The 23,162-nt window shown below is 51.1% G+C and carries 19 protein-coding genes and 1 pseudogene; 7 read left to right on the top strand and 13 right to left on the bottom strand.

The window, feature by feature from the left end; genetic code table 11:
- Positions 1–48: 48 nt before the first annotated feature.
- From DWZ56_RS10515 to DWZ56_RS10505, 3 genes are all read right to left on the bottom strand, one after another.
- On the bottom strand, positions 49–900 hold the full coding sequence (locus DWZ56_RS10515; RefSeq protein ID WP_118556594.1) for a sugar phosphate isomerase/epimerase family protein: 852 nt from the start codon (positions 898–900) through the stop codon (positions 49–51).
- A 287-nt stretch (positions 901–1,187) separates the two neighbouring features.
- Positions 1,188–3,281 (bottom strand): ABC transporter substrate-binding protein, encoded by a 2,094-nt coding sequence (locus DWZ56_RS10510; RefSeq protein WP_118556593.1) that lies wholly within the window; start codon positions 3,279–3,281, stop codon positions 1,188–1,190.
- Positions 3,282–3,353: 72 nt separating this feature from the next.
- Positions 3,354–4,469, bottom strand: a complete 1,116-nt coding sequence (locus DWZ56_RS10505) for an aminopeptidase (RefSeq protein ID WP_118556592.1) — start codon at positions 4,467–4,469, stop codon at positions 3,354–3,356.
- 130 nt (positions 4,470–4,599) lie between these two features.
- Here DWZ56_RS10505 and DWZ56_RS10500 point away from each other — a divergent pair, with 130 nt between their 5' ends.
- Positions 4,600–5,403 carry a histidinol-phosphatase HisJ family protein gene (locus tag DWZ56_RS10500; RefSeq protein WP_118556591.1) on the top strand — a complete coding sequence of 268 codons (804 nt, stop codon included), beginning with the start codon at positions 4,600–4,602 and terminating at the stop codon, positions 5,401–5,403.
- On the opposite strand, the gene DWZ56_RS10495 is transcribed toward DWZ56_RS10500, so the two are convergent.
- A complete protein-coding gene (locus tag DWZ56_RS10495; protein ID WP_118556590.1) occupies positions 5,404–6,435 on the bottom strand; it encodes an aromatic acid exporter family protein in 1,032 nt (343 codons plus the stop codon).
- A 104-nt stretch (positions 6,436–6,539) separates the two neighbouring features.
- On the opposite strand from DWZ56_RS10495, the gene DWZ56_RS10490 reads away from it, so the two are divergent.
- Positions 6,540–7,961, top strand: coding sequence for an MFS transporter (locus tag DWZ56_RS10490; RefSeq protein WP_118556589.1), 1,422 nt, complete (start codon positions 6,540–6,542; stop codon positions 7,959–7,961).
- Between the two features lie 16 nt (positions 7,962–7,977).
- The gene (locus DWZ56_RS10485; RefSeq protein ID WP_118556588.1) at positions 7,978–10,248 is read left to right on the top strand and encodes a glycoside hydrolase family 2 protein; all 2,271 of its coding nucleotides are present in this window, start codon (positions 7,978–7,980) and stop codon (positions 10,246–10,248) included.
- 59 nt (positions 10,249–10,307) lie between these two features.
- Here the strand turns inward: DWZ56_RS10485 and DWZ56_RS10480 are convergent, their stop codons facing one another.
- Positions 10,308–10,661 carry a hypothetical protein gene (locus DWZ56_RS10480; protein ID WP_118556587.1) on the bottom strand — a complete coding sequence of 118 codons (354 nt, stop codon included), beginning with the start codon at positions 10,659–10,661 and terminating at the stop codon, positions 10,308–10,310.
- Positions 10,662–10,748: 87 nt separating this feature from the next.
- Positions 10,749–11,987 (bottom strand): serine hydroxymethyltransferase, encoded by a 1,239-nt coding sequence (gene glyA / locus DWZ56_RS10475; RefSeq protein ID WP_118556586.1) that lies wholly within the window; start codon positions 11,985–11,987, stop codon positions 10,749–10,751.
- Positions 11,988–12,363: 376 nt separating this feature from the next.
- Here glyA and DWZ56_RS10470 point away from each other — a divergent pair, with 376 nt between their 5' ends.
- The 4 genes from DWZ56_RS10470 to DWZ56_RS10455 all read left to right on the top strand — a co-directional run bounded on the left by DWZ56_RS10470 (position 12,364) and on the right by DWZ56_RS10455 (position 14,595).
- Positions 12,364–12,837: a GAF domain-containing protein gene (locus tag DWZ56_RS10470; protein ID WP_118556585.1), complete on the top strand. Its 474-nt coding sequence runs from the start codon at positions 12,364–12,366 to the stop codon at positions 12,835–12,837.
- Positions 12,825–13,103, top strand: coding sequence for a DUF1294 domain-containing protein (locus DWZ56_RS10465; RefSeq protein ID WP_118556584.1), 279 nt, complete (start codon positions 12,825–12,827; stop codon positions 13,101–13,103). The genes DWZ56_RS10470 and DWZ56_RS10465 overlap by 13 nt, the downstream gene beginning before the upstream one ends.
- A gap of 84 nt (positions 13,104–13,187) precedes the next feature.
- Positions 13,188–13,859, top strand: coding sequence for a permease prefix domain 1-containing protein (locus tag DWZ56_RS10460; protein ID WP_118556583.1), 672 nt, complete (start codon positions 13,188–13,190; stop codon positions 13,857–13,859).
- Between the two features lie 13 nt (positions 13,860–13,872).
- Positions 13,873–14,595 carry a pseudouridine synthase gene (locus DWZ56_RS10455; protein ID WP_118556673.1) on the top strand — a complete coding sequence of 241 codons (723 nt, stop codon included), beginning with the start codon at positions 13,873–13,875 and terminating at the stop codon, positions 14,593–14,595.
- A 53-nt stretch (positions 14,596–14,648) separates the two neighbouring features.
- Here the strand turns inward: DWZ56_RS10455 and DWZ56_RS23620 are convergent, their stop codons facing one another.
- The 7 genes and pseudogenes from DWZ56_RS23620 to DWZ56_RS10420 form a co-directional block, all read right to left on the bottom strand.
- Positions 14,649–14,849: a DUF234 domain-containing protein gene (locus DWZ56_RS23620; protein WP_199679575.1), complete on the bottom strand. Its 201-nt coding sequence runs from the start codon at positions 14,847–14,849 to the stop codon at positions 14,649–14,651.
- A gap of 22 nt (positions 14,850–14,871) precedes the next feature.
- A complete protein-coding gene (locus DWZ56_RS10445) occupies positions 14,872–16,089 on the bottom strand; it encodes an ATP-binding protein (protein ID WP_118556582.1) in 1,218 nt (405 codons plus the stop codon).
- A 1,004-nt stretch (positions 16,090–17,093) separates the two neighbouring features.
- Positions 17,094–17,681: pseudogene (locus tag DWZ56_RS23615) on the bottom strand (rhomboid family intramembrane serine protease); the annotation flags it as partial.
- The gene (aspS, locus tag DWZ56_RS10435; RefSeq protein WP_118556580.1) at positions 17,678–19,468 is read right to left on the bottom strand and encodes an aspartate--tRNA ligase; all 1,791 of its coding nucleotides are present in this window, start codon (positions 19,466–19,468) and stop codon (positions 17,678–17,680) included. The gene aspS and the pseudogene DWZ56_RS23615, both read right to left, overlap by 4 nt.
- Before the next feature lie 49 nt (positions 19,469–19,517).
- Positions 19,518–20,771 (bottom strand): histidine--tRNA ligase, encoded by a 1,254-nt coding sequence (hisS, locus tag DWZ56_RS10430; protein ID WP_118556579.1) that lies wholly within the window; start codon positions 20,769–20,771, stop codon positions 19,518–19,520.
- A gap of 119 nt (positions 20,772–20,890) precedes the next feature.
- Positions 20,891–22,339 (bottom strand): coproporphyrinogen dehydrogenase HemZ, encoded by a 1,449-nt coding sequence (gene hemZ, locus DWZ56_RS10425; RefSeq protein WP_118556578.1) that lies wholly within the window; start codon positions 22,337–22,339, stop codon positions 20,891–20,893.
- Positions 22,340–22,499: 160 nt separating this feature from the next.
- Positions 22,500–23,141 carry an MBL fold metallo-hydrolase gene (locus DWZ56_RS10420; RefSeq protein ID WP_330424857.1) on the bottom strand — a complete coding sequence of 214 codons (642 nt, stop codon included), beginning with the start codon at positions 23,139–23,141 and terminating at the stop codon, positions 22,500–22,502.
- Positions 23,142–23,162 lie beyond the last annotated feature (21 nt).

Here is a 23,162-nt window from a genome sequence, read left to right as displayed (position 1 = left end):
TAATTTCCCCTTTCCGCCCGGATCAGTCCGCCGCGGCAACTGAAACTGTTAGTATATGAGATGTCTCATATACTCCGCATAGGCCGGCAGCACTGCTTCCGCTCCTGCTTCCGGGACATTTAACTCTTCTCTCCAGGCCGATTCCCATTCCAGCGAATAGTATCCCTTATACCCACCTCGCCGCAGTATATCGACAATCCTGCTCAACGGTACAAGCCCCTCTCCAATAAACGTATATTTCCAATCATGATGGATGGCATCTCCAAAAGGTTTTCCATCTTTAATATGTACATGTACGCAGTCCTTTTTCAGCCACTTCCAAGTTTCCTCCGGATCTTCTCCATCCTCCAACGGATGCAGCACATCCCATATCACTTTGCAGTTTTCCTGACATACCTGATCCAAAAGCTTGCGAAGATCCTCTCCCTTTGCATACTCATTATGAGTTTCAATCCAGAGCTGAAGCCCCCTGTTTCGCGCCTCAACGCAGTACTTTTTCAGAAACTCCTCAAGATTGCCGGAATCTATCCCCTCTGTCGGATCATCATATCTTCTCATAAAATTTCCCAAGAAGATACGGATACCCCTGGCTTCAAAATTTTCAGCTACCTCAAATGCGCTTCTAAGTTCCTGACCCGCCAGATTCAGTTCCTCTGTCGATATTCCCTTAATGCATACGCTGGAAGCGATATCCGTGACATCAATTCCAGCACTTCGAAGTTTCACTGCCGCACGGATTCTCTCTGCCTCCGTCATGCCGGCTGACATGATGGCGTTCTCTCCTAACCGAAGCTCGATCCCTTCAAATCCATATTCCTGGCAGTAAGCAATCACACGATCTACCGTCCATCCCATACAGCAAAGTGTGCTGAATGCAAGTTTCAAGCCGCGATCTGCCATTACCTCCCTCCTTTCTGTCGACAACTGAAAGGTTGATGATCTACGCACACATCGGTGTGCTTATTCGTAAACTCCAAACGTTTGTGAGCCCATCAAAATCATATCATTACATTCCGGTCAAAATCTATTAAAAAAGGCTGCTATTCTTTAGAAAACTATACATTTTTCTTTAAAAATCAGAGGATATATCGTTTTTATAATAATAAAGCAGGCAAATCATACAAATATGTATAGTTTGCCTGCTTTATATCAATTCTTCATTATATTGTTTCAATCAACGCCCAGTGTTACTTCATTTCAATCCCATATATTCCCTCCTCATAACCTTCATAAGGGGAAATCTGGCCTGGCAGCGTCTCTGACTTCAGCATATCGGTGTTATAAACCGTCATGTTCACAGTCTGGCAGACCGGCAGCACCACAGCCTTCTGCATCAGAAGGTCCAGGGTCTCCGCTACCTTCGCCCTGCGCTGCTCCAGATCCGAAAGACCGATTCCCTCATCGATTGCGCTTTTAAGCTTCTCATCCTTCAGTCCGAAATGATTGTCGGATATATCATAGGATCTGGACAGATCGCTGTCGGTCAGTCCTTCCATCGTTCCGACCCACATATCCAGCGTTTCCCGGTCAGCCTTGTCCCACATGATATCGTACTGGTACTCGATAATGTTACAGGCCGCCCCCAGGCTCTCCAGCGCAGATTTAAGCTGGTTTACCAGCTGCATCATGGGGTTTTCCACCGGACGCACCACGCCGATATTCACCGTCAGCTGTCCGTCCTTCTTGTGGGAGAGCTGGCCGTCTTTGGAGGTGTAGCCGGCTTCCTTAAAGAACGCTTTTGCCTGCTCAATATCGTAGCTGTAATAGCTGCCCGCACCGGCCGGATACTCCGGGGCGGCAGGCGACATGGGGCGCTCCACGATATCGGCCAGGCCCCCGTAATAGGAAGACACCGCGGATTCTCTGTCTATGAGGCTCATCAGGCCTTTTCGCAGATCCGAGGAACTGACTCTGTCCGCATTGATGCCGATATACTGAAAACCGGTATCATCCGACAGCAGATAGCTGACGCCCGCGCCCTCACATCGGGAAAATGCTTCCGGAGTGGCCGTCAGCTGCGTGATATCCACCGCGCCGGAAAGCACGGCCTCCAGTTTCTGATTCTCGTTTAATTCCTGCACCTTAAGCTCGGATGCTTTGGGCGCGCCGCGATAATAGCCGCTGTTAGCCGTCATGGTCACCACATAGTTTTCATAGCCCTGAAACACATAAGGCCCCATGCCCATCGGTTCCGCGTTTCTGGCCTGCACCGTTTCCAGATTTCCTTTCACCACAGCCCCGTCCCCGTAATAATGGGAAGGGACGATGGGAAGAAGCGCCAGGCGGCGCAGAGCGCCGGCATGATAGCCGTCCGTAACTATGGTGCAGGTATAATCATCCACCCGCTCAATCCCGGATATCTCCGTAACTTCTGCCCCTTCGGCCAGTGCTGCCTGCATATATTCCACGGTCTTATTTTTTGTAATCTCTTTTACATAGCGCCTGTAATAATCATCGCGATAATAGGTGAATTCACATTCCACCAGCTTTTCAAACACCCCATCCGCGTTTCCGGCGTCCAGGCCGCTTAGATCCGCGCCCAGTCCCGCCATGTAATCCGTCCATGTCATGCCGCGGCCGTCCGCATTGCCCGGCATACTGCCGTCCCACCAGCCCGCCAGGCTGCTGTCCTTCATCCACTGCTTCAGGCTGTCGTCCGTGATATCCTTTACCGCGCGGTCTATATTTTTCTGTAAATTCGCCGCGGCAGCGCCAGGATCTTTATTATCATAATAGTAGCTTTCCAGTCCTGCGATGCCAAGTTCCCTAAGGTTCTCCAGCGATCCGTCATAGAAGGGATCCGAAAGGACATACAGTGTAAACAGATAATCGTCTATCGTCACCGGTTCACCGTCAGAAAATGTCATGTTCGGCTGAAGGCTTACCGTATATTTCGTCTGCGCCGAGCCGGAATCCGAAGTGACTGTTTCCTCCTCCACGTGCCCCGCCCGGTCTGTCAGCTCATTGCTGCTGTTGATCGCACAGGGCGTTTCAAAAACCAGCTCCAGCAGCTGACGGTCCGCTTCATTGGCATAGTAAAAGGGTGAAAATACCCCGCCCAAGACCGAGCTTCCCACAATCATGGTCTTTCCCTGGCCCGCCGATCCGCCTGTGCCGCCGCTTTCTCCCTGACTGCTTTCATTAGAGCCGGCCGTCCCTTCCGCAAAGTCCGATGAGGGAACTGATTCGGTTCCTGTGGGAGTCTCCTCCTTCCTGCAGGCCGATACCGATACCGTCATTGCCAAAATCAACACAGCCGCCAGGCTTTTTTTCCAATTCATCAATCCGTGCCTCCTCTTTCATGTCACCAACTGCAGGTTGATGACCTGCTCACGCTTCAGCGTGCTTCAGCTTTACTTCAGGTTTTCGGGGTTCAATGCCTGAAGCTCGGGAAGCATAAATCTGCCGTCCTTGCGCACCAGTACGTCATCAAAATAAATCTCTCCGCCGCCGTATTCCGGTGTCTGGATGCAGACCAGATCCCAGTGGATGGCGGAACGGTTGCCGTTGGGCGCCTCATCATAGCAGTTGCCCGGTGTGAAATGGAAGGAACCCATGATCTTTTCATCAAACAACGTGTCCTTCATGGGCGTCAATACATAGGGATTCACGCCGATGGCGAACTCACCCACATATCTGGCGCCTTCATCGGTATCAAATACCCCGTTGATCAGCTCGGTATTGTTCGCTTCCGCCTTAACAATCTTTCCGTTTTCGAAGGTCAGCCGGATATCCTCAAAGGTAAAGCCCTGATAAACGCTGGGAGTATTATAGGAAAGCACGCCGTTTACGGAATCCTTCACCGGTGCCGTAAAGATCTCGCCGTCCGGAATATTCATCTCCCCTGCGCAGGGAATCGCCGGAATACCCTTAATGGAAAATGAAAGATCCGTTCCCCTGCCCGTAATGCGCACGCGGTCGGTCCGTTCCATCAGCTCCTTAAGCGGCTGCATCGCCTCCCCCATCTTGGAGTAATCCAGATTGCAGACATTAAAGTAAAAATCCTCAAACGCCTCCAGGCTCGTATTAGCGCTCTGGGCCATAGCAGGATTCGGATAACGAAGCACCACCCATTTGGTCTTGGGCACCCGGATCTCATGATGCACAGGCGTGCCATAGAGCTTGGAATACAGGGACATGCGGTCGGAAGGCACATCAGCCAGTTCCGCTGCGTTATTTCCCCCGCGTACGCCGATGTAGCAGTCCATCCGGGACATCAAAAGGGCATCCACTTCCGCCATCAGGTTCAGCTGTTTTTCGCCGCAGCCAAGCAGCAGCTCCCTCTGTACTGAGGGCTCGGTATAGGTGGTAAAAGGAATCCCCTTCGCTTTATATACCTCTTTTACCAGCTGTCTGGCCAGAGAAACGGTATCCTCTCCCGTATAATGTATCAACACCTTTTCACCCTCCTGCACTCTGCAGGAATAGTTTACAAGGTTATACGCAAGTGTTTTGATTCTTTCATCCATAGTCTCATATCCTTTCCGGTTTCTTTCATAACATTTTACGTGATTTACAGGTATTTGTAAAGGGTTCCCGTTGACATTTCCCAGCAGTTATTTTATATTCAAAGCATAAGTTTACTTAGGAGGGCCCCGCATGCTTGCTGATACCCATGTTCATTCCCAATTCTCCAGTGACTCGCAGACACCCGCCGGCAGCCAGGCGGACAGAGCTGTTTCCCTGGATATGCCGCTTCTTTGCATAACCGATCATCAGGATTTCGACTTTCCGCCTCAATATGAGCATTCCTTTACGTTTGATACGGACAGATATTTTGACGATATGCTGCGCCTCAAATCGGCATACAGCGGCCGTATCCCCATACGGATCGGTGTGGAACTGGGGCTGATGCCCCATCTGAAAGAAAGGCTGGAGGATTACACGGAGAGCTATCCTTTCGATTATGTAATCGGTTCCGTCCATATCGTGCGCGATATGGATCCCTATTACAGTAACTTCTATGAAGGCCGCACGGAAACAGAGGCTTACCGCGAATACTTTCAATGTGTATATGACAATTTAAAAGTACACAGCTGTTTTGATGCGCTGGGGCATCTGGACTATGTGGTCAGATACGGTCCGCACAAAAATCAAAATTATTCCTATGAGCAATACCGCGATCTGATTGATCCGATACTGGAACTGCTGATCCAAAAGCAGATCGCGCTGGAATGCAATACCGCCGGATTGAAATACGGCCTGGGCACCATACACCCCCTTCCCACCATTTTGACACGCTACCGCCAGCTTGGCGGAGAACTGATCACGCTGGGTTCGGATGCCCATAAACCGGAGCACTTAGGTTACGGATTCGCGGAGGCCGCTAAGATCATAAAGGCCTGCGGATTCACAGAATATGCTGTCTTTGAGAAACGCCGGCCGGTCTTTTATCCGCTGTGATTATGATTCCGAAGGTCCCTTATCTTCTGTGGGGACCTTTTCTATATGCTCCTGCCAGTAAAGCTTTTTCTGCCCTTCCGTCACTTCCTCCGCAAATCTCCTCTTAATCCTTAAAAACTCCTGCAGATCATGCACCATCTCATACAGAACAGCCCTGGATTCAAATTCTTTTCTGGTGCCGGGAAGCTTCCCCTGCCGAAACTGGCTGCGCATGACGGCCAGTGCAGATAACAGAGCCTTCGCATTGTTCAGCTCATGAAAGGAATCTGAAACGGCGCGGATGAAGCCGGCCACGATCTCTCCTTCCTTAGGGACGGTCAGAAGCCTTGAAGTATTTCCAAATATTTTCCTTAGCAGAATTGCCTGCTTTTCCCTCATTTCCACATAACGCAGGAAATAGTCATCCTCCATGCGAAACGAATTTTTCCGATAAACTTCCGCCCTTTTTTTGGCTTCCTCCAACAGCTGCTCCAAGCGCTCCCAATCAGGCTGCCATGCAAGCTTTTCCTGAATCGCACCTGCCGCCTGAAACAGTATCTGCTGCATCATATCGTCGATCTTTAACTGGTCCTTTCGTATCTGCCGGATCTGTCCAGGCATATAGCTGTTCATCAGAAACCCCAGCAGTATGCCGATCGTCATAAGAGCCGCCTCATTAAGCAGCCCCCTCGCTGTGATGGCACCCGTATTCCACAGGTGCAGCATGAGGACCGTCGTCATCGTCAGCCCTTCTTCCACTTTTAAAAGCATACAGGCCGCGATCATCAAAACCAGGTATAAAAACAGAGAAAATACGGAAAACTTAAGCAGGGTGAAACATGCTGCCGCGATCACCGAACCGAGTCCGAAGGAACAGACTCTTTTGAATGCCAGGCTTACGGTATCTCTTCTCGTATGCTGTATGCTAAGCAGTGTGATCGTGATCACCGCGGTGGCGTAATTAAGTTCCAGATTTGAGGCCGCCAGATAGGCAAGTATGCATCCTATGGACAGCTTCCAGATTCGGATATGATTCAGTTCCTTAACTTTCATAATTACTCCTTTGTTATCGGATTGAAAAACGCGAAGATGGGGAATGCTGTTATAGTCAAGTTTTTGTTACTTATCAGAATTTATTCCAGGAAGGAGATTCTATTATGTCTGATAATAGTGAAAAAAAGGTCAGCCCCTTCGGCATAAAGGATAAATTGGGTTATATGTTCGGGGATTTCGGCAACGACTTTACATTTATTTTTGCCAGCAGCTACCTGATGGTATTTTATACGAAAGTTCTCGGAATCAACGGTGCGGCTGTCGGCTTTCTGTTTCTCGCGGCGCGGCTGGTAGATGCGTTTACAGATGTGACCATGGGGCGCATCGTGGATACCGCCAGGCCCGCAAAAGACGGCCGGTTCCGTCCCTGGATCCGTAGGATGTGCATACCGGTAGCCATAGCCAGCTCCCTGATGTACCTCTATTTTGTCCGCGACTGGCCCTATGCCGGCAAGATGGCCTATATGATCATCACTTATATTCTGTGGGGAAGCATCTTTTATACCAGCATCAATATCCCCTATGGCTCCATGGCTTCCGTCATCAGTTCCGATCCGGCCGAACGTGCTTCGCTTTCCACCTTCCGAAGCATCGGCGCATCCCTTGCCGGACTTGCCATCGGCATTTTAGTTCCATTGTATCTGTATACGGAAGACGCCGGCGGCAACCAGATCGTAATACCGGAAAACTTCACCTACATCGCGCTGGTTTTTTCAGCGCTGGCTGTGATCTGTTATGTCCTGTGTTACAGGCTGTGCAGGGAGCGGGTGCATATCCCGCCAAAATCCTCCGGGCACACCATGCCGGTGGGCACCATGCTGTCCGGCCTTTTCACCAACCGTGCCCTTTTAGCCATCATAGGTTCCGCACTGCTGCTTCTTCTGGCTACGCTGCTTTCACAGAATATGAATAACTTTCTGTTTATGGATTATTTCCGCAACGCCAAAATCCTCGCCGTAGTCAGCGTGATCAGCATGGGCGGCGTATTGCTGGTGGCTCCCTTCGCGGTGAGCATCTCCAAACGGATCGGCAAAAAGGAAGCGGGAAGCATCGGCGCACTGATCGCTGCCATCGCTTATTTTGTGCTGTTTTTTATCCGCACCAGGAGCCTGGGTGTTTTTATTGCTCTCATGTTCATCGGCTCCATCGGTATCGGATTCTTTAACATGATCGTCTGGGCCTATATCACGGATGTGATCGATTATCAGGAGATCCGGACCGGACAGAGAGAGGACGGAACCGTCTACGCCGTCTACTCGTTTTCACGAAAGCTCGGCCAGGCCCTGGCAGGCGGTGTGGGCGGCTTCGCTCTGACGGCCATCGGCTACATCTCGGAAGCGCCGTCCCAGACGCAGCAGGTGGCCGACAATATCTACAGCGTTTCCACACTGGTGCCGGCGGTCTGCTATCTGGGAGTGTTTTTAATCATGTTCTTCGGCTATCCGCTGTCCAAAAAAGCGGTGGAGGAAAATACCGCCGTGCTGAACAGGCGGCGCGAAGAAAATGCCGCAAAAGAAAATAATTGATAAGGAAGGAAGTTCTATGCGTACAGTAAAAAATTTGAACAAATTCTGGATGTTTAAAAAAGATGTCACACAGCCGCCCGCATCGCTGCCAGGCGAATGGGAATTTGTAGACCTGCCCCATACCTGGAATGCTTCGGACGGGCAGGATGGCGGAAACGATTATTACCGGGGCAGCTGCTGTTATGTCCGCAGCTTCGACCGCCCCTTGGGTGACCGCATCTATCTGGAGACAGAGGCCGCAGCAAACACCGCAGAAGTCTATATTAACGGTATGAAGGCGGGGAGACATGAGGGCGGCTATTCCATCTTCCGCATGGATATCACCGATCTCTTGAAAGAAGAAAATAATCTGCTGGCCATCCTCGTGGATAATAGCCCGATGGATCATGTCTATCCGCAGGTTGCGGATTTCACTTTTTACGGCGGCCTATACCGCGGGGTGAATCTGATCGGCGTTGCGGACAGCCATTTTGACCTGGATTATCTGGGCAGCAGAGGGATTACAGTCTCGTCAGAAATAGACGGCGGGCACGCGGTTCTTACTCTGGAGGCGTTTCTTACAAACCCCGCCGAGGATCTGTCCGTATGTTTTGAAATCCGGGACCGTGAAGGCCGCATGGCCGGCCGCGCGGTATGTCCCGCAAACCCCGCTGTGAAGACGAAACTGATGCTCATGAATCCCCATCTGTGGCAGGGTGTGGAGGATCCCTATCTGTATGAATTAAAGGCACACCTGGTCCGCCGTAATGAGGTCATCGATGAGGTCAGCACACGTTTCGGAGTCCGCAGCTTTAAGGTCGATCCGCAGAAGGGCTTTATCCTGAACGGTAAGCCCATGCCCCTGCGCGGGGTCTCCCGCCATCAGGATATCCTGGGCGCGGGCAATGCCTTGACGCCTGCGCAGCATCTGGCCGACATGGAGCTGATCCGGGAGATCGGCGCGAACACAGTCCGTCTGGCCCATTATCAGCACAGCCAGGAGTTCTACGACGCCTGTGACGAAGCCGGCATGGTGGTTTGGGCGGAAATCCCCTTCATCTCAGTGATGAATGAGGACCCCGCCGCACATGAAAACTGTATCCTGCAGATGAAAGAACTCATCATACAGAATTACAACCATCCCTCTATCTGCTTCTGGGGGATCGCCAACGAGATCACGATCGGCGGAGAACGTCCCGGGCTGGCAGAAAACCTCCGCGCCCTGAACGATCTGACCCACGAGCTGGATCCCACAAGGCCCACCACCATCGCACAGATGTCCCTGGTGCCCAAAGAAAGCCCTTTAAATGAGATCACGGATCTGGTCAGCTATAACCATTATTTCGGATGGTACGGCGGGGCCATGGAACAGAATGAGGTCTGGCTGGACGCATTTCATGAAATGCACCCGCAGATACCGCTGGGTCTCTCCGAATACGGCGCAGAAGGCATCCTCACCTATCACAGTGACGATCCGAAAGTCAAGGATTATTCCGAAGACTACCAGGCGCTCTATCATGAACACATGGCAAAGATCATTGATGAACGCCCCTGGCTGTGGGCCACCCACGTCTGGAATATGTTTGATTTCGGATGCGACGCCAGGGATGAGGGCGGCATAAAGGGCCGCAACAACAAAGGGCTGGTGACCATGGACAGGAAGATCTGCAAGGACTCCTTCTATGTCTACAAAGCGTACTGGAGCAGTGATCCCTTCGTACACCTGGCCGGCTCCGGATACTCGCAGAGGACGGGCGAATACACGGACGTTAAAGTTTACAGCAACCAGCCATGTATCTCGCTGTATATCGACGGGGAACTTTTCGCAACCATAAGCGGCAGCCATGTATTCTGCTTTAAGTGTGTCCCTCTCACCGGCCGTTTCACCATGATCTGCGCCGTTGCGGGCAGCCAAAGCGATTCCATCACGCTGGAAAAGACCAGCGTGCTTCCCGCGGTCTACACGCTCCCTCCGGAAGATGACGATGACGGTGACGGCGCGGCCAACTGGTTTAAATTGGAGGATTACCAGGATGTGAAACCGCTGGAGATCCGCCCCGGGTATTTTTCAATTAAGGATACGGTTGGGGATATTCTTGAACATGAAGAGGCCGGAAGCGCGCTGATCCAGGTAATGAGCGCCGTCTCCGGCATGAAGCTGAAGCGCTCCATGATGGGCATGATGAAAGATATGCCGCTGGAACAGATTGCAGGCATGATGAGCGGCATGTCCGATTCCGCAGCGCCGCAGGGCGGTCAGGATATGCTGCTGATCCTCAACGATATACTGAATAAGATTCCGAAGTGATAAATAAGAAGAAAAAGGAAAGCCCCCGGTCCACGGAGGCTTTCCCTGCTTTTGTACTGCTATAAAACAATCCCGGTCATATTATCCGATTGAATCAAATAATTTTCTTTTTCGAACTCCGACTTGCTGTGCTCCTTTATCAGGAACGCGAAATGAGCGCCGTACCTGCCGGCAGCGCTGCTGGACGCCTGATTCATGCGGCCGGCCCCAGGCTGCTCGATTCCTGAGATCCGACATTCAAATACTGGCTGAAGATCTCTGTCCACATAGCTCACTCTGTCGCCTACCGCTACCGTTCCGCTCAAAACAAGTCCGGCTATGACAGCGCTGCCGTCCTTTAATGCGAAGGTGTCTTCAATTTGAAACTGAAACTTGCCTTTCTCTTTGCTTTTCCATATATCAAAGAAACCCATGCGTTTGTCCTTTCCTGCCCCATAAGCATCTGCCGGCCGAAAGCAGAACGTCACAATGCTTACGGGGCGCACAGATCCATCAGTATCCTAGTACAGCGGATATTTGTCCGTCAGCTCCTTCACCAGGGCGAGAGCCTTATCTTTGTTTCCTTCCACGTCCTTTACAACCAGATAAATTGCTTCGGCAATGGTGTCCATATCGGCTTCTTTCATGCCCCTTGTGGTAACGGCTGGCGTTCCCAGACGAATGCCGCTGGTAACAAAGGGCTTCTCCGGATCGTTAGGGATCGTATTCTTATTGCAGGTGATATTGGCTGCATCCAGCAGTTTCTCAGCCGCTTTGCCGGTCACGCCCATGTTCCTTAAATCCACCAGCATCAGGTGGTTGTCAGTACCGCCGGATACCAGCCTGAATCCGCGTTTCATCAGGCTTTCTGCCAGAGCCTTTGCGTTTTTCACGATCTGACCCTGATACGTCTTAAAGCTGGGGTCTAACGCCTCTTTAAAGCAGACAGCCTTGGCCGCGATCACATGCATCAGAGGGCCTCCCTGAATGCCCGGGAATACCGCCTTATTAAAGTTGAATTTCTCATTCACTTCATTGCTGGAGAGGATCATACCGCCTCTGGGACCTCTTAAAGTCTTGTGGGTCGTGGTGGTGGTGACATGGGCGTAGGGAATCGGGCTCATGTGAAGCCCCGCGGCCACCAGTCCGGCGATATGCGCCATATCCACCATCAGATAAGCTCCCGCCTCATCGGCAATTTCGCGGAATTTCTTAAAATCGATCTCACGGGCATATGCGCTGGCCCCCGCCACGATCAGTTTCGGACGGCATTCCAGAGCGAGCCTCCTCACTTCATCGTAATCTATAAAACCTTCATCATTCACGCCGTAGGGCACGATATTGAAATACTTGCCGGACATATTCACCGGGCTTCCGTGTGTCAGATGTCCGCCATGGTTTAGATTCATACCCATCACCGTATCTCCGGGTGTCAGCATGGCAAAAAATATAGCCATATTGGCCTGAGCGCCGGAATGAGGCTGCACATTGGCATATTCACAGCCAAACAGCTCTTTCGCACGGGCAATCGCAAGATTTTCAGCAATATCCACAAACTCACATCCGCCATAATAGCGCTTTCCCGGATAGCCTTCCGCGTATTTGTTCGTTAACGGGCTTCCCATAGCTGCCATAACGGCCTTGCTTACAAAGTTCTCGGACGCTATCAGCTCAATATGGCTGTTCTGACGGCCAATTTCCAGCGTAATCGCTTCCGCCAGTTCCGGATCAAAGCCGGAGACTTCTTCAAATGAGTACATTTCCCTACCTCCGTGATTTTTTTACCTATGAGCGCGCAGTGTGCTGATACATGCGTATCCGGCACCGTCTGGCCGAACCGGCCGCTTTGCGCGCGATGCATAAAAACGGCGGATAACCTGCACCCGCCTGATTTTAATAGCGATCATAAAATATTTTAAACGAATACTATCATAAAATCAATGATTATTTATATCACGGGCTTCACAAATGGTAACAGTTCACAGTTGCCGTAAACTTCCCGCGTGTGAACAGTAACGCAACACGGGAGGCACCGTCTTAATTGTTACAATTTTCTTGCCCGGGCAGCAGGTATGTGATAAACTAATGATTGAGACAGCGTCTCGCGACAATGTTAAGATGAAAGTGAGCTAAGATATGACAGATAAAGAAGAGCTGTATTCGCTTCTTTACAGGCAGGCGGTCTCACTGACCGAGGGCGAACAGGATGCGGTCGCCAATATGGCGAATATCAGCGCACTGCTGATGGAAGCTTTGCCTGATATCAACTGGGCAGGATTTTATCGGTTTAAAAATGGAGAACTGGTCTTAGGGCCTTTTCAGGGGAAGACGGCCTGCGTACATATCCCTTTGGGCAAGGGCGTCTGCGGCACCGCATTTGTCGGGAACCGGACGGAACTGGTGGAGGATGTCCTGGCGTTTCCCGGACACATCGCCTGTGACAGCGCGTCCCGCTCTGAGATAGTAATACCGCTGCATGACGGCGGCGGAATGCCCATAGGGGTTCTGGATATCGACAGTCCTGTAAAAAGCCGGTTCGACGGAACGGACCGGCGCGGTCTGGAAAAGATCGCCGGGCTGCTTGAAAAGGTGTGCCAATGGAATGGCTGATATTATGGCTTCTTGCCGCAAACCTGGCCGGTTTTATAAGTATGGGCATTGATAAATCACGGGCCCGCCGCGGGAAGTGGCGGATTCCGGAGAAAACACTGCTCCTGATCGCCGCAGCCGGAGGGAGCGCAGGAAGTCTCATGGGCATGTACTATTTCCGTCACAAAACAAAGCATAAAAAATTTACCGCGGGGATCCCCTGCATCCTGTTACTTGAGCTTGGGGCCGCCGTGCTGATTTATCTTGCCTTCGGACAGCCGAGCTAAAAGACGAAAGAGGAAGCACACTGATGTGTGCGCAGGTCATCCGCTTAAGGCTGGTGACAGCAGAAAGGACTTTAAGAGCTGATTATGGATAAGATAGAAACTTATATTCAAAATGTATTTTCCGGATGGCCGGAAGCGGAGGTCGTAACTAAAACAAAATCCAACCTCCAGTCCCTTATGAAAACGCACTATGAGAGGCTTTTGTCCGAAGGAAAAAATGAAGATGAAGCATTCGGGCTGGTGGTCTCACAGTTCGGCAACGTGGAAGAGCTGAAAGCCAGCCTGGGCGTGGACCCGGCAATCTGGTATCAGGACCCTCTGGCACCCACGCCGTTAGAGGAATACCGGGCCTTTAAAACCAAATATGCGCTGGCAATCGCGGCCGGAGTGTGCATGTTTTTTCTGGGAATCATCTCGCTGCTCTTTTTAGAAACCTTCTTCGGTGCGGATTCCAATATGCCCGTCATCGCAATGCTGCTGTTTATGATGCTGGGCGTCGCCATCATCATCGTGGCAAATATCTCGAACAGCAAATTCGCCGATGTGAAGGCATCCATGCGCATAGAGACGGATCCAAAGGCTATTGCCAAACGGCGCAAAAAAACATCCGACAAGATCTGCAGCCTGATCATGTGTATCGCAACGCTGGTCTTTTTCTTAAGCGGTTCTCTCCTGAGCGCCTGGCATCCGGCATGGGTTGTTTTTCCCATAGGCGGAATACTGTGCGGTATTGTGGATACAATCCTGAAAAAATGAGGCTGATATGAATATGATCCGACTTGATAAATTTCTTGCAGACATGGGATGCGGCTCGAGGGCAGAGGTAAAGCAGTTCATCCGAAAAGGCCGGACTGCGGTCAACGGCGTGATTGTAAAAAGCCCGGATTATAAAGTGAATCCGGAAACGGACCATGTGGTGTGCCGCAATGAGGAGATCTCCTATACGGAATACGAGTACTATCTCTTAAATAAACCGGCCGGAGTCATCACGGCCACTGAAGACAGCCGTGAAAGAACCGTTCTGGATCTGATCCGTTCCAAAAAGCGGAAGGATCTTTTTCCCACAGGCCGTTTGGATAAGGATACAGAAGGGCTGATTCTGATCACCAATGATGGTCCTCTTGCGCATAATCTTCTGGCTCCCGGAAAACATGTATCCAAAACCTACTATGCCAGAATCGACGGCACCGTCACCGAAGAGGACGCTGCCGCGTTCAGGGAAGGCGTGGATATCGGAGATCCAAAGCCCACGCTCCCGGCCGACCTGCGGATTCTCTCCTCCGGTCCGGAATCGGAAATTGAACTCACCATCACCGAGGGACGTTTCCACCAGGTAAAAAGGATGTTCGAAGCGAAAGGTAAAAAAGTGCTGTATCTGAAACGAATTTCTATGGGCAGCCTGAAACTTGACCCCACCCTTGCGCCAGGAGAGTACCGAGCCCTGACAGTAGAGGAAATCCGTGAACTGACCGAAAACAAACAAAAAAAATAAACACGAATTCTGGTATGCCAATTTCATTCACAGATGCTTCCTTCAAAATATCCTCATAGGGTACAAGCGTTACATTGCCCAGCTCTGCTGCGCTCCGCAAGAGTTTCAAGCACACCGAGGTCAACTTTTTCGTTTATCCACTTGCATTCAGCAAACAAGGCAGTGTCCTTGTCTGTTCCCATGATATCAATTTCTTCCTGCGTTTTCGTTTTAGGATTCGTACCCCACCAACGGCCGAGGTCGGTGAAGTTCACAGCACAGGGCCGCCGTCATCGTCTATCCCATCAGCCAATCAATAATATTTACCACCCGTATTCCCTCGTAATTTCCGACGGAATACCGATCCAGTGTAAGAATCATCTTTTCATAGTTATCTTTAATCAGCCGAAGTGAACGCATTTCACGCTCAAAGGTTTCTTCTGCGGTCATATCAGCAGTTACCTGAATATACTGAAATTCCCCATTCTTACTTGCCACAAAATCCACCTCCGTAGTTCCCACCTTGCCGATATTGACCTTATAGCCTCTCCGAAGCAATTCAAAATACACAACATTTTCCACTGTGAAGCCAAGATCGTATCTCCGCTTTGCAAATACATGATTGCGTAACCCTAAATCTACCATGTAGTATTTACGGTTTGTCCGGAGAAGTTCTTTGCCGACGATGTCGAACCGTTCTGCCTCATAAAAAACAAATGCTTCCGTCAATGCATCAATATAGTCATCAACGGTATTAGGAGAAACTTTTCTGCCGCTTGAAATCAGATAATCCGTAACACTTTTGATCGACACAGGACTTCCAATCACACTTGCCAGGTATTTTGCAATGGATTTCAGGAGTGCGATATCATTGATTTTGCGTTTCCCGGCATCCGAATCTTTTCTGCTCTGCCGTTCTTCGATATCACGGACAATAACGGTATTATAGATTCCTTCCAAATAGGTATCTGCCTTTTCTATCCGTCTGTCCATCGCTGCCACATAAGGCAGACCGCCTACTTTTATATATTCAGCAAAAGCGGAGTCAGAGGACATGCCTGTAAATTCACAGAATTCCCGGAATGATAAAGGCAGCATCTTAATCTCAACATATCTGCCGGTCAGCAGAGTTGCCAAGTCTCCCGAAAGCATATAAGAGTTTGAACCAGTGAGGTAAATGTCTGCATAATCTTTTATATAAAGACTGTCCACAACCTTTTCATAGGACAAAACCCGCTGGATTTCATCCAGAAAAATATAATTTTTCTTCTCCGGGTCAATCCGTTCTTTCAAATAGGCGTATAGCTTTTTATAATCCAGCAGTTCTTCATATTCCAATTCTTCAAAGTTCACAGCGATAATCTGACTTTCCTCTACACCGTCCGCCTTCAGGTAATCCTGAAATTGCAGCATGAGCGTAGATTTTCCACACCTCCGGATACCAGTAATAACTTTTATAACCTGCTCATCTCTCCAGGCAGCAAGCTGGCTTAGATATTCTTTTCTCTGAATCATGGCAACACCTCCTGTACAATTATTCCCATTATAGCATATATTAATTCAATACGCATTAGTTATTCCAATATGGGAATATTTCTATTAACTAAAACGGCGTAACCTCATTTTAAGGTTACGCCATATTCTTTCAAAAATAATATCCCTGCCCTCTATAACTTCCTCTGCGCCAGCTGTGCAAAGCGCGTCCGGTTTCCGCTGGAAGCAACATAGGAGAAACACTGTCTGGCTCCCGCCAGATCGCCCTCCTGCTTTCTGGTGCATCCCAGCCAGTACTGATAGGCCACCTGATCCCTGGGACATTTGACCGCCAGCTGTATCTTCGCCAGCTGCACTTTCTGAAGCTTCAGATCGCCCTCCATATATGCCCGGTAATAGAGGGCATACGCCTTCTGTACCTCATAGGCCGCCTTTGTCTTGCCTGTGAGCACCACCCTGTCCGGAAGCTCCATAAAGGTCTTTAAATGGAAATCATAGGCGTTCGTACCGCCCTTTTCAAAGTCGATCTGGAGCACGCGGTACCAATAGGAGATCTTAAGCGCCGGAGAAAGAGAGTCTTCTCTGATCTTTTCCAGTATGGTCTCCGCTTCCCGAAAATCTCCCAGTTCAATATCGGCTGCGCAGATGTTAAGCAGATTCGCCTGCATCTCCTGCGGTGTGCGAAACCCGCTGCGGCCGGCAAATACCATCAGCTCGCGGAAGGCAGCCGGGTCGCACTCATCTGTCAGCAGTTTCACGATACGCTCGCCCCGGTATTTCTCAATATTTTTCCGCATCAGCATGTAAATGGCGGCCGACATGACCAGAAAAACCAGCCAGCCGGTCAGAAAGGAAGCGGCCATCAGCACCAGGGCTGCTCCCTGGAAAATCCGCATTCTGGATACGGTCCGCTGCTCCTCTGCGAGGATTTCCCTGGCCCGGGGGCTTAGATAACCGGCGCCCTCCTGTGCAACCCGCTCCTTCAGCGCCCGCTCTTCCTCCCTGCGCCGCAGATTTTCCCGCATATGGCTGCGGGGATACAGGATAAATCCCAGAATCAGTCCCAGAACAAGTCCGCTGACATGGGCCACATTGCTGACGCCGATACTCGTAAAACCGTGGTATAAGGAAAGCGCTGCCAGGAAAATCAGCTGCCGGCTGGTCAGATCCTCCAGCCTGCCGCGGTTCATCGCCACAATGCAGATCAAGCCTCCCACAACGCCAAATATGGCGCCGGAAGCGCCGGCAGAAACCACATTGCGCCCCACTTCAGCATAATAAAACACAGAAACCAGGCTGGAACCGATCCCTGCCAGCAAATAAAACAGCAGATAGTTGATATGTCCCAGCGCGCGTTCCAGATTGTCTCCCAAAAATACCAGCACCAGCATGTTATTAAACAGATGGGATATGCCAAAATGCATAAACACGCTGGTCAGAAGCCGGTAATATTCATGTCCTTCCAGGATGGCGGGCGGATAGACCGCCCCCATCTGCACCATATAGTCCGCATTCAGGCTGGAACCGCCCAATTCCAGCACGATAAAGTAAGCCACGTTTAAAACTACGATCGCCCAGTTCACCCATGCAATGGGTCTTGTTCTATTTCTCATACGCCCTGTTCCGCTACAGAGATTTCCAGTTCCTCCAGCTGCTTTTCATCCACCCGGCCGGGCGCCTCCGTCATCAGGCAGGAGGCATCCTTTACCTTCGGGAAGGCGATCACTTCACGGATGCTCTCTGCGCCGGTCATCAGCATTACCAGGCGGTCCAGGCCGTAGGCCAGCCCTGCATGGGGCGGCACTCCATACTGGAAGGCATCCAGCAGAAATCCAAACTGTTCGTGTGCCCTCTCCTTCGTAAATCCAAGCACCTCAAACATCTTTTCCTGTATCTCTTCCTGGTGGATTCTGACGGACCCTCCGCCGATTTCACAGCCGTTCAGCACAATATCGTATGCCTTGGCGCGCACCGCTCCGGGATCGGTGTCGATCATAGGCAGGTCCTCTTCCATGGGCATTGTAAAAGGATGGTGCATGGCCATATATCTGCCCTCTTCCTCCGAGTACTCCAGCAGAGGGAATTCCGTGATCCATACAAATTCAAAACGTTCTTTATCCAGCAGCCCCATATTTTTAGCCAGTTCCAGGCGCAGGCTGCCCAGCACGTCAAATACCACTTTATTTCTGTCCGCCGCAAACAGCAGCAGATCTCCCGGCTCGCCTTCCATAGCGGCCACAATTGCGTCCAGCTCTTCCGGCTTCATGAATTTCGCAAAGGAGGATTTATAGGTGCCATCCTCGTTGACCGCTAGGTAGGCCAGTCCCTTTGCACCATATCCCTTAGCAAATTCCACCAGCGCATCGATCTTCTTGCGCGGCATCGCGCCCTGTCCCTTGGCATTGATGCCTCTGACGGAGCCGCCGTTGTCCACCGCATTTTTAAAGACCGCGAATTCGCAGCCGCGCACCGCATCCGTCACATTCTTCAGCTCCATGCCAAAACGAAGGTCCGGCTTATCCGAACCGAAACGGTCCATGGCCTCCGCATAAGGCATACGGCGGATCGGCAGCTTGACATCCACATCGCAGATCTCCTTAAACAGCGCCTTAAGCAGCCTTTCATTCACATCGATCACATCGTCTATATCCACAAAGGACAGCTCCATATCCATCTGAGTGAATTCGGGCTGTCTGTCCGCGCGCAGATCCTCATCGCGGAAACATCTTGCGATCTGGAAGTAGCGGTCATAGCCGGAACACATCAACAGCTGCTTAAACAGCTGCGGGGATTGGGGCAGCGCATAAAAAGAGCCGGGATGCACGCGGCTGGGCACCAGATAGTCCCTGGCACCCTCCGGAGTGCTCTTCGTCAGCATCGGCGTCTCGATTTCCAGAAATCCCTCATTGGCCATGAAATTCCTGGCCATCACGGCCACACGGCTCTTCACCATGAGCTTCCTCTGTATATCGGGCCTGCGAAGGTCCAGATAACGGTATTTCAGCCGCAGCTCTTCCTTCGTCTGGCTGTTCTCCTCAATCGGGAACGGAGGTGTCTGTGATTCGGACAGAATCCGCACACTCTTTACGCGGATCTCAATATCTCCGGTGGCCAGATTCTCATTCACCGCTCCGGAGCGGGCCTCCACACGGCCGACCGCTGCGATCACGTACTCGCTGCGCAGCTGCTCCGCCTTTGCGAAGCCTTCGCTTCCCACATCATTCTCATCAAAAATCAGCTGCAAAAGACCGGAGCGGTCTCTCAAATCGATAAAAATCAAGCTCCCCAGATTTCTTCTTTTCTGCACCCAGCCCATGACGGTAACCGTCTCTCCGATATTTCTGCTGGATACCTCCGTACATCTATGTGTTCTGTGAAGCCCCTTCATGGACTCTGCCATAATCTGTTCCTCCTGGTAATTTTTTGTTCCGTCTATCCCATCTGCCGCTTTAATCCCGGTTAAAAAATTCCTTAAACTCGGTGCAGCCCTCCTGGGTCAGCTTATCTTTCTGAAACTTCTTATTTTTATTCATCCACGCGATCAGCACCTGGCTGCCGTTTTCGCGCTCCGCGCGGGCCTCCTTCAATATCTCACAGAGCTTTTCATCGGAGGTTCCCTTCTCGATCAAATATGCTTTCTTCTGCGCGCTTTTCGGAACCTCAAATCCCCGGTCCAGGAGAATCGTGATGATGCGCTCAAAACCGATGGAAAAACCGCAGGCCGGCGTATTCAGGCCGGTGAATTTCCCGATCATCTCATCATAACGGCCGCCGCCGCCCACACTGCTGTTAAATTCCGCCATCTCTATCTCAAAGATCGTGCCGGTATAGTAAGACATTCCCCTGACAAGGGTCGGGTCAAAGCAGATCTCAAATTCCGCCGCCTTTGTGGCCTCCACACTCCGGATAATGTTTTTCAGGCTGTCGGAAACCTCCTTCGGCAGACAGTCCGCCAGCTTTTCGCCTAAGAAGCCGATGCCGTCTTCCTGCTTTTCCAGTTTTCTGAACAGATCCAGGTATTTATCCACACTTTCCCTGGCAAATCCGGATTCCACCAGTTCATTTTCCACACCGTCCAGGCCGATCTTGTCCATCTTATCCAGGATAATAAATACCTGATCAAAGTTCTCCTCCGCAAAACCGCTGTAGGCCGCCATCGCCTTTAAGATGCGGCGCTCGTTGATCCTGATCTTAAAATTTTTAAAATCCAGCCTGCCAAGCAGCGTGGTCGTAGCCTGGATCAGCTCGATTTCCGCCAGATAAGTCGGATCCCCCAATATATCGATATCGCACTGCACGAACTGGCGGAACCTCCCCTTCTGTGGCCTGTCCGCGCGCCACACACTGCCGATCTGCAGTGCCTTAAAAGGGGACGGCAGCTCATTGGCATGGTTTGCATAAAAGCGGGACAGCGGCACGGTCAAATCATATCTCAATCCGCTGTCCACCAGATCGGCCTCCGCCTGCGCCGCATCCAGATTCAGCTTCTCGCCGCGCTTTAATATCTTAAAGATCAGCTTTTCATTATCTCCGCCCTGCTTGCTGCACAGATTGCCAATATGCTCCACACAGGGGGTCTCAATCGGTGAAAAACCGAAGCCCTTATAAGTTTCCTTAATCAGTCCGGTGACATAATCCCTGATCTGCATTTCCGCAGGCAGGATATCCTTCATGCCGGTAACCGGCTTTTTCGTTAATGCCATTCTTATTTCCTCCAGAGTTTAATGCGATCAGCCACCCAGCCGGTGACATTCTATATACATTTTAATAGACCGCACAGATTTTGCAAGTGCATTTTTTATTTTATACTCTTTTGCCGGTGTCAGAGCGCCCTTTCTCCATCAAACAGCCGTCTCTTCCTCTCAATCATCTCGTCAATCCTCTGCAGATACTGATTCACATCCTTCACATTGTCCGCGCGCTCGATACGGCCGCCCGGATAAACCGCCTTTGTGATGGAGCCCGCGCCCAAAGCGACTATGGACTGTTTCTCCTCCATGATCAGGATATTGTATATGCCCGCCTTTCCCGGCAGCGCGTAGCCCACATTTTCAAGATTGCCGGCCATATTTTTCTGCCGGTACAGGTAGTACGGGGACATGCCCAGCTCTCTGGCCGCATTCTCGGTAATCTTCATTTGTTCCTGATTATTGACCATATCCATATGTTCATACTGTTCCCAGAGCAGATTCAGCCGCGATGCCCTCTTGATGGCCAGAGAATGAACCGTGATGTTGTCCGGCTTCAGCTTCTTCAGCTCCTCCATGGTGCGCCGGACATCCTCCGTCCCCTCGCCGGGCAGCCCCAGGATCAGATCCATGTTGATATTGTCAAAGCCCATGGCTCTGGCCATATGGAATACATCGACGATATCCTCTACGGTATGGTGCCGGCCGATGATCTTAAGCGTCTCCTGCTTCATGGTCTGCGGATTGATGGATATCCTGCTGACTCTGTGCCGGCGGACCGCCTCCAGCTTTTCTGCGGTTATGCTGTCGGGTCTCCCCGCTTCCACCGTAAACTCCAGCAGATGTTCCAGGGAAAAGCTCTCTTCAATTCTGCCCAGCAGCCTGTCCAGCTGTCCGGCGGTCAGCGTGGTCGGCGTGCCCCCGCCGATATAGACCGTATTCAGTTTCTTATCGCGGAAAGCCTCTTTCACATAGTCGATTTCCTGAAATACCGCCTCCAGATATTCCTCCATCCGCGGCATCCAGGCGCCCGCCGGGTTGGAGGTGAAAGAACAGTACAGGCAGGTGGTAGGGCAGAACGGAATTCCCACATACAGGCTGTAGCCGTTTTCATAATCCAGCTGTTTCAGCAGCCCCATTTCCCGCTTTGCGATCTCAATGCTTAACGCTGTTTTCTCCGGCCCGGTCAGATAGGTTTCCTGCATATACCGTGCGGTCTCCTCTTCTCTCGCGCCCTGTTCCAGAAGACCCATGGGGATCTTGGTGGGCCTTATGCCGGTCAGAGTGCCCCAGGGAAGCTGCCGGCCGGTATCCTTGGACAGCGCCTCATATAGCAGCCTCTTCAGCTGATTTTTCTGCTGCTGGCGCTCTGCCGGCACGCCGGAGGCATACTGCTCCGTCTTATCCCGGCTGTTGTCGGAATAAGAGACAGTGATGCGCTGGCCGCTTTCTGTCAGATCCGCCTCCACAATCCGATCCGCCGGCTCTTCTTTAACCGTGATCTCCTCTCCGGGATAAAATGCCATCAAAAGCCCCCGGATATCATATTCAAAACTGGTGTCATTTAATATTAACCGTATCATGCTCTAAACCTGTCTGCGCCTGCGTTAATGCGCCATCTTAACGGCCGGATACGCAGTATTCATCCGGAACGTTTTTTATTTCATAGGCTGTGATTTCCTATTATATAATTTTCTATGATATAAATAAGGGTGCTTCAAGCACCCTCATACATATACCTCATCAAAAACGGGCCGCCGCCGGATTATAACGTTTTTCCACAGCGATCGTGGTATCCCCCATATGACCGGGATATACCTTCACCTCATCCGGCAGGATCAGAAGCTTGTCCTGGATGGAACGGATCAGCTCAGATATGCTTCCTGTAGGGAAATCGGTTCTTCCATAGGAACCTTCAAACAGCGTATCGCCGGAAAACAGCACCTGCTCTTCCTCTTCGTAATAACAGCAGCTCCCCACCGTATGGCCGGGCGTATGAATCACCCGGAAGCAAAAGCCCGCGAGTTCAATCTGATCCCCGTCCTTCAGCAGATGATCAGCTTTCAGACGTATGGGCGACGAGGCCATGATCGCAGACAGATTCATACTGGCATCCCCCAGCACATTCTGTTCCTCTTCCATCATGTAGACCGGAAGCTTCAGCGCCTGACGCAGCTCGGGTACGGCCAGCACATGGTCAAAATGCCCATGGGTCAGCAGGATCGCTGATGGCTTAATCCCCAGCTCCCCGCATCTGGTCATGATCAGCATGGCATTGTCCCCGGGATCCACAATCAGAGCTTCTTTCGTGTCCCTGTTGACGGCCAGGTAGCAATTCGTTCCAATCTCTCCAACGGTACAACCCGTTATCTCCATCTTCATCATCCGGAATCCCTCCTGCAGCGT

The organism is Lachnotalea sp. AF33-28, assembly GCF_003477885.1.
Taxonomy (GTDB): domain Bacteria; phylum Bacillota; class Clostridia; order Lachnospirales; family Lachnospiraceae; genus AF33-28.
This window is presented reverse-complemented; position numbering and strand designations above follow the sequence as displayed.

Excerpts from the sequence above, each read along its gene's own strand:
- DWZ56_RS10490 (WP_118556589.1), top strand. The coding sequence starts at position 6,540 with ATGTCTGATAATAGTGAAAAAAAGGTCAGCCCCTTCGGCATAAAGGAT.
- DWZ56_RS10500 (WP_118556591.1), top strand. The coding sequence starts at position 4,600 with ATGCTTGCTGATACCCATGTTCATTCCCAATTCTCCAGTGACTCGCAG.
- DWZ56_RS10465 (WP_118556584.1), top strand. The coding sequence starts at position 12,825 with ATGGAATGGCTGATATTATGGCTTCTTGCCGCAAACCTGGCCGGTTTT.
- DWZ56_RS10480 (WP_118556587.1), bottom strand. The coding sequence starts at position 10,661 with ATGGGTTTCTTTGATATATGGAAAAGCAAAGAGAAAGGCAAGTTTCAG.
- DWZ56_RS10455 (WP_118556673.1), top strand. The coding sequence starts at position 13,873 with ATGATCCGACTTGATAAATTTCTTGCAGACATGGGATGCGGCTCGAGG.
- hisS (WP_118556579.1), bottom strand. The coding sequence starts at position 20,771 with ATGGCATTAACGAAAAAGCCGGTTACCGGCATGAAGGATATCCTGCCT.
- DWZ56_RS10485 (WP_118556588.1), top strand. The coding sequence starts at position 7,978 with ATGCGTACAGTAAAAAATTTGAACAAATTCTGGATGTTTAAAAAAGAT.
- DWZ56_RS10420 (WP_330424857.1), bottom strand. The coding sequence starts at position 23,141 with ATGATGAAGATGGAGATAACGGGTTGTACCGTTGGAGAGATTGGAACG.
- DWZ56_RS10505 (WP_118556592.1), bottom strand. The coding sequence starts at position 4,469 with ATGGATGAAAGAATCAAAACACTTGCGTATAACCTTGTAAACTATTCC.
- glyA (WP_118556586.1), bottom strand. The coding sequence starts at position 11,987 with ATGTACTCATTTGAAGAAGTCTCCGGCTTTGATCCGGAACTGGCGGAA.
- DWZ56_RS10495 (WP_118556590.1), bottom strand. The coding sequence starts at position 6,435 with ATGAAAGTTAAGGAACTGAATCATATCCGAATCTGGAAGCTGTCCATA.
- DWZ56_RS10445 (WP_118556582.1), bottom strand. The coding sequence starts at position 16,089 with ATGATTCAGAGAAAAGAATATCTAAGCCAGCTTGCTGCCTGGAGAGAT.
- DWZ56_RS10460 (WP_118556583.1), top strand. The coding sequence starts at position 13,188 with ATGGATAAGATAGAAACTTATATTCAAAATGTATTTTCCGGATGGCCG.
- hemZ (WP_118556578.1), bottom strand. The coding sequence starts at position 22,339 with ATGATACGGTTAATATTAAATGACACCAGTTTTGAATATGATATCCGG.
- DWZ56_RS10470 (WP_118556585.1), top strand. The coding sequence starts at position 12,364 with ATGACAGATAAAGAAGAGCTGTATTCGCTTCTTTACAGGCAGGCGGTC.
- DWZ56_RS10510 (WP_118556593.1), bottom strand. The coding sequence starts at position 3,281 with ATGAATTGGAAAAAAAGCCTGGCGGCTGTGTTGATTTTGGCAATGACG.
- aspS (WP_118556580.1), bottom strand. The coding sequence starts at position 19,468 with ATGGCAGAGTCCATGAAGGGGCTTCACAGAACACATAGATGTACGGAG.
- DWZ56_RS10515 (WP_118556594.1), bottom strand. The coding sequence starts at position 900 with ATGGCAGATCGCGGCTTGAAACTTGCATTCAGCACACTTTGCTGTATG.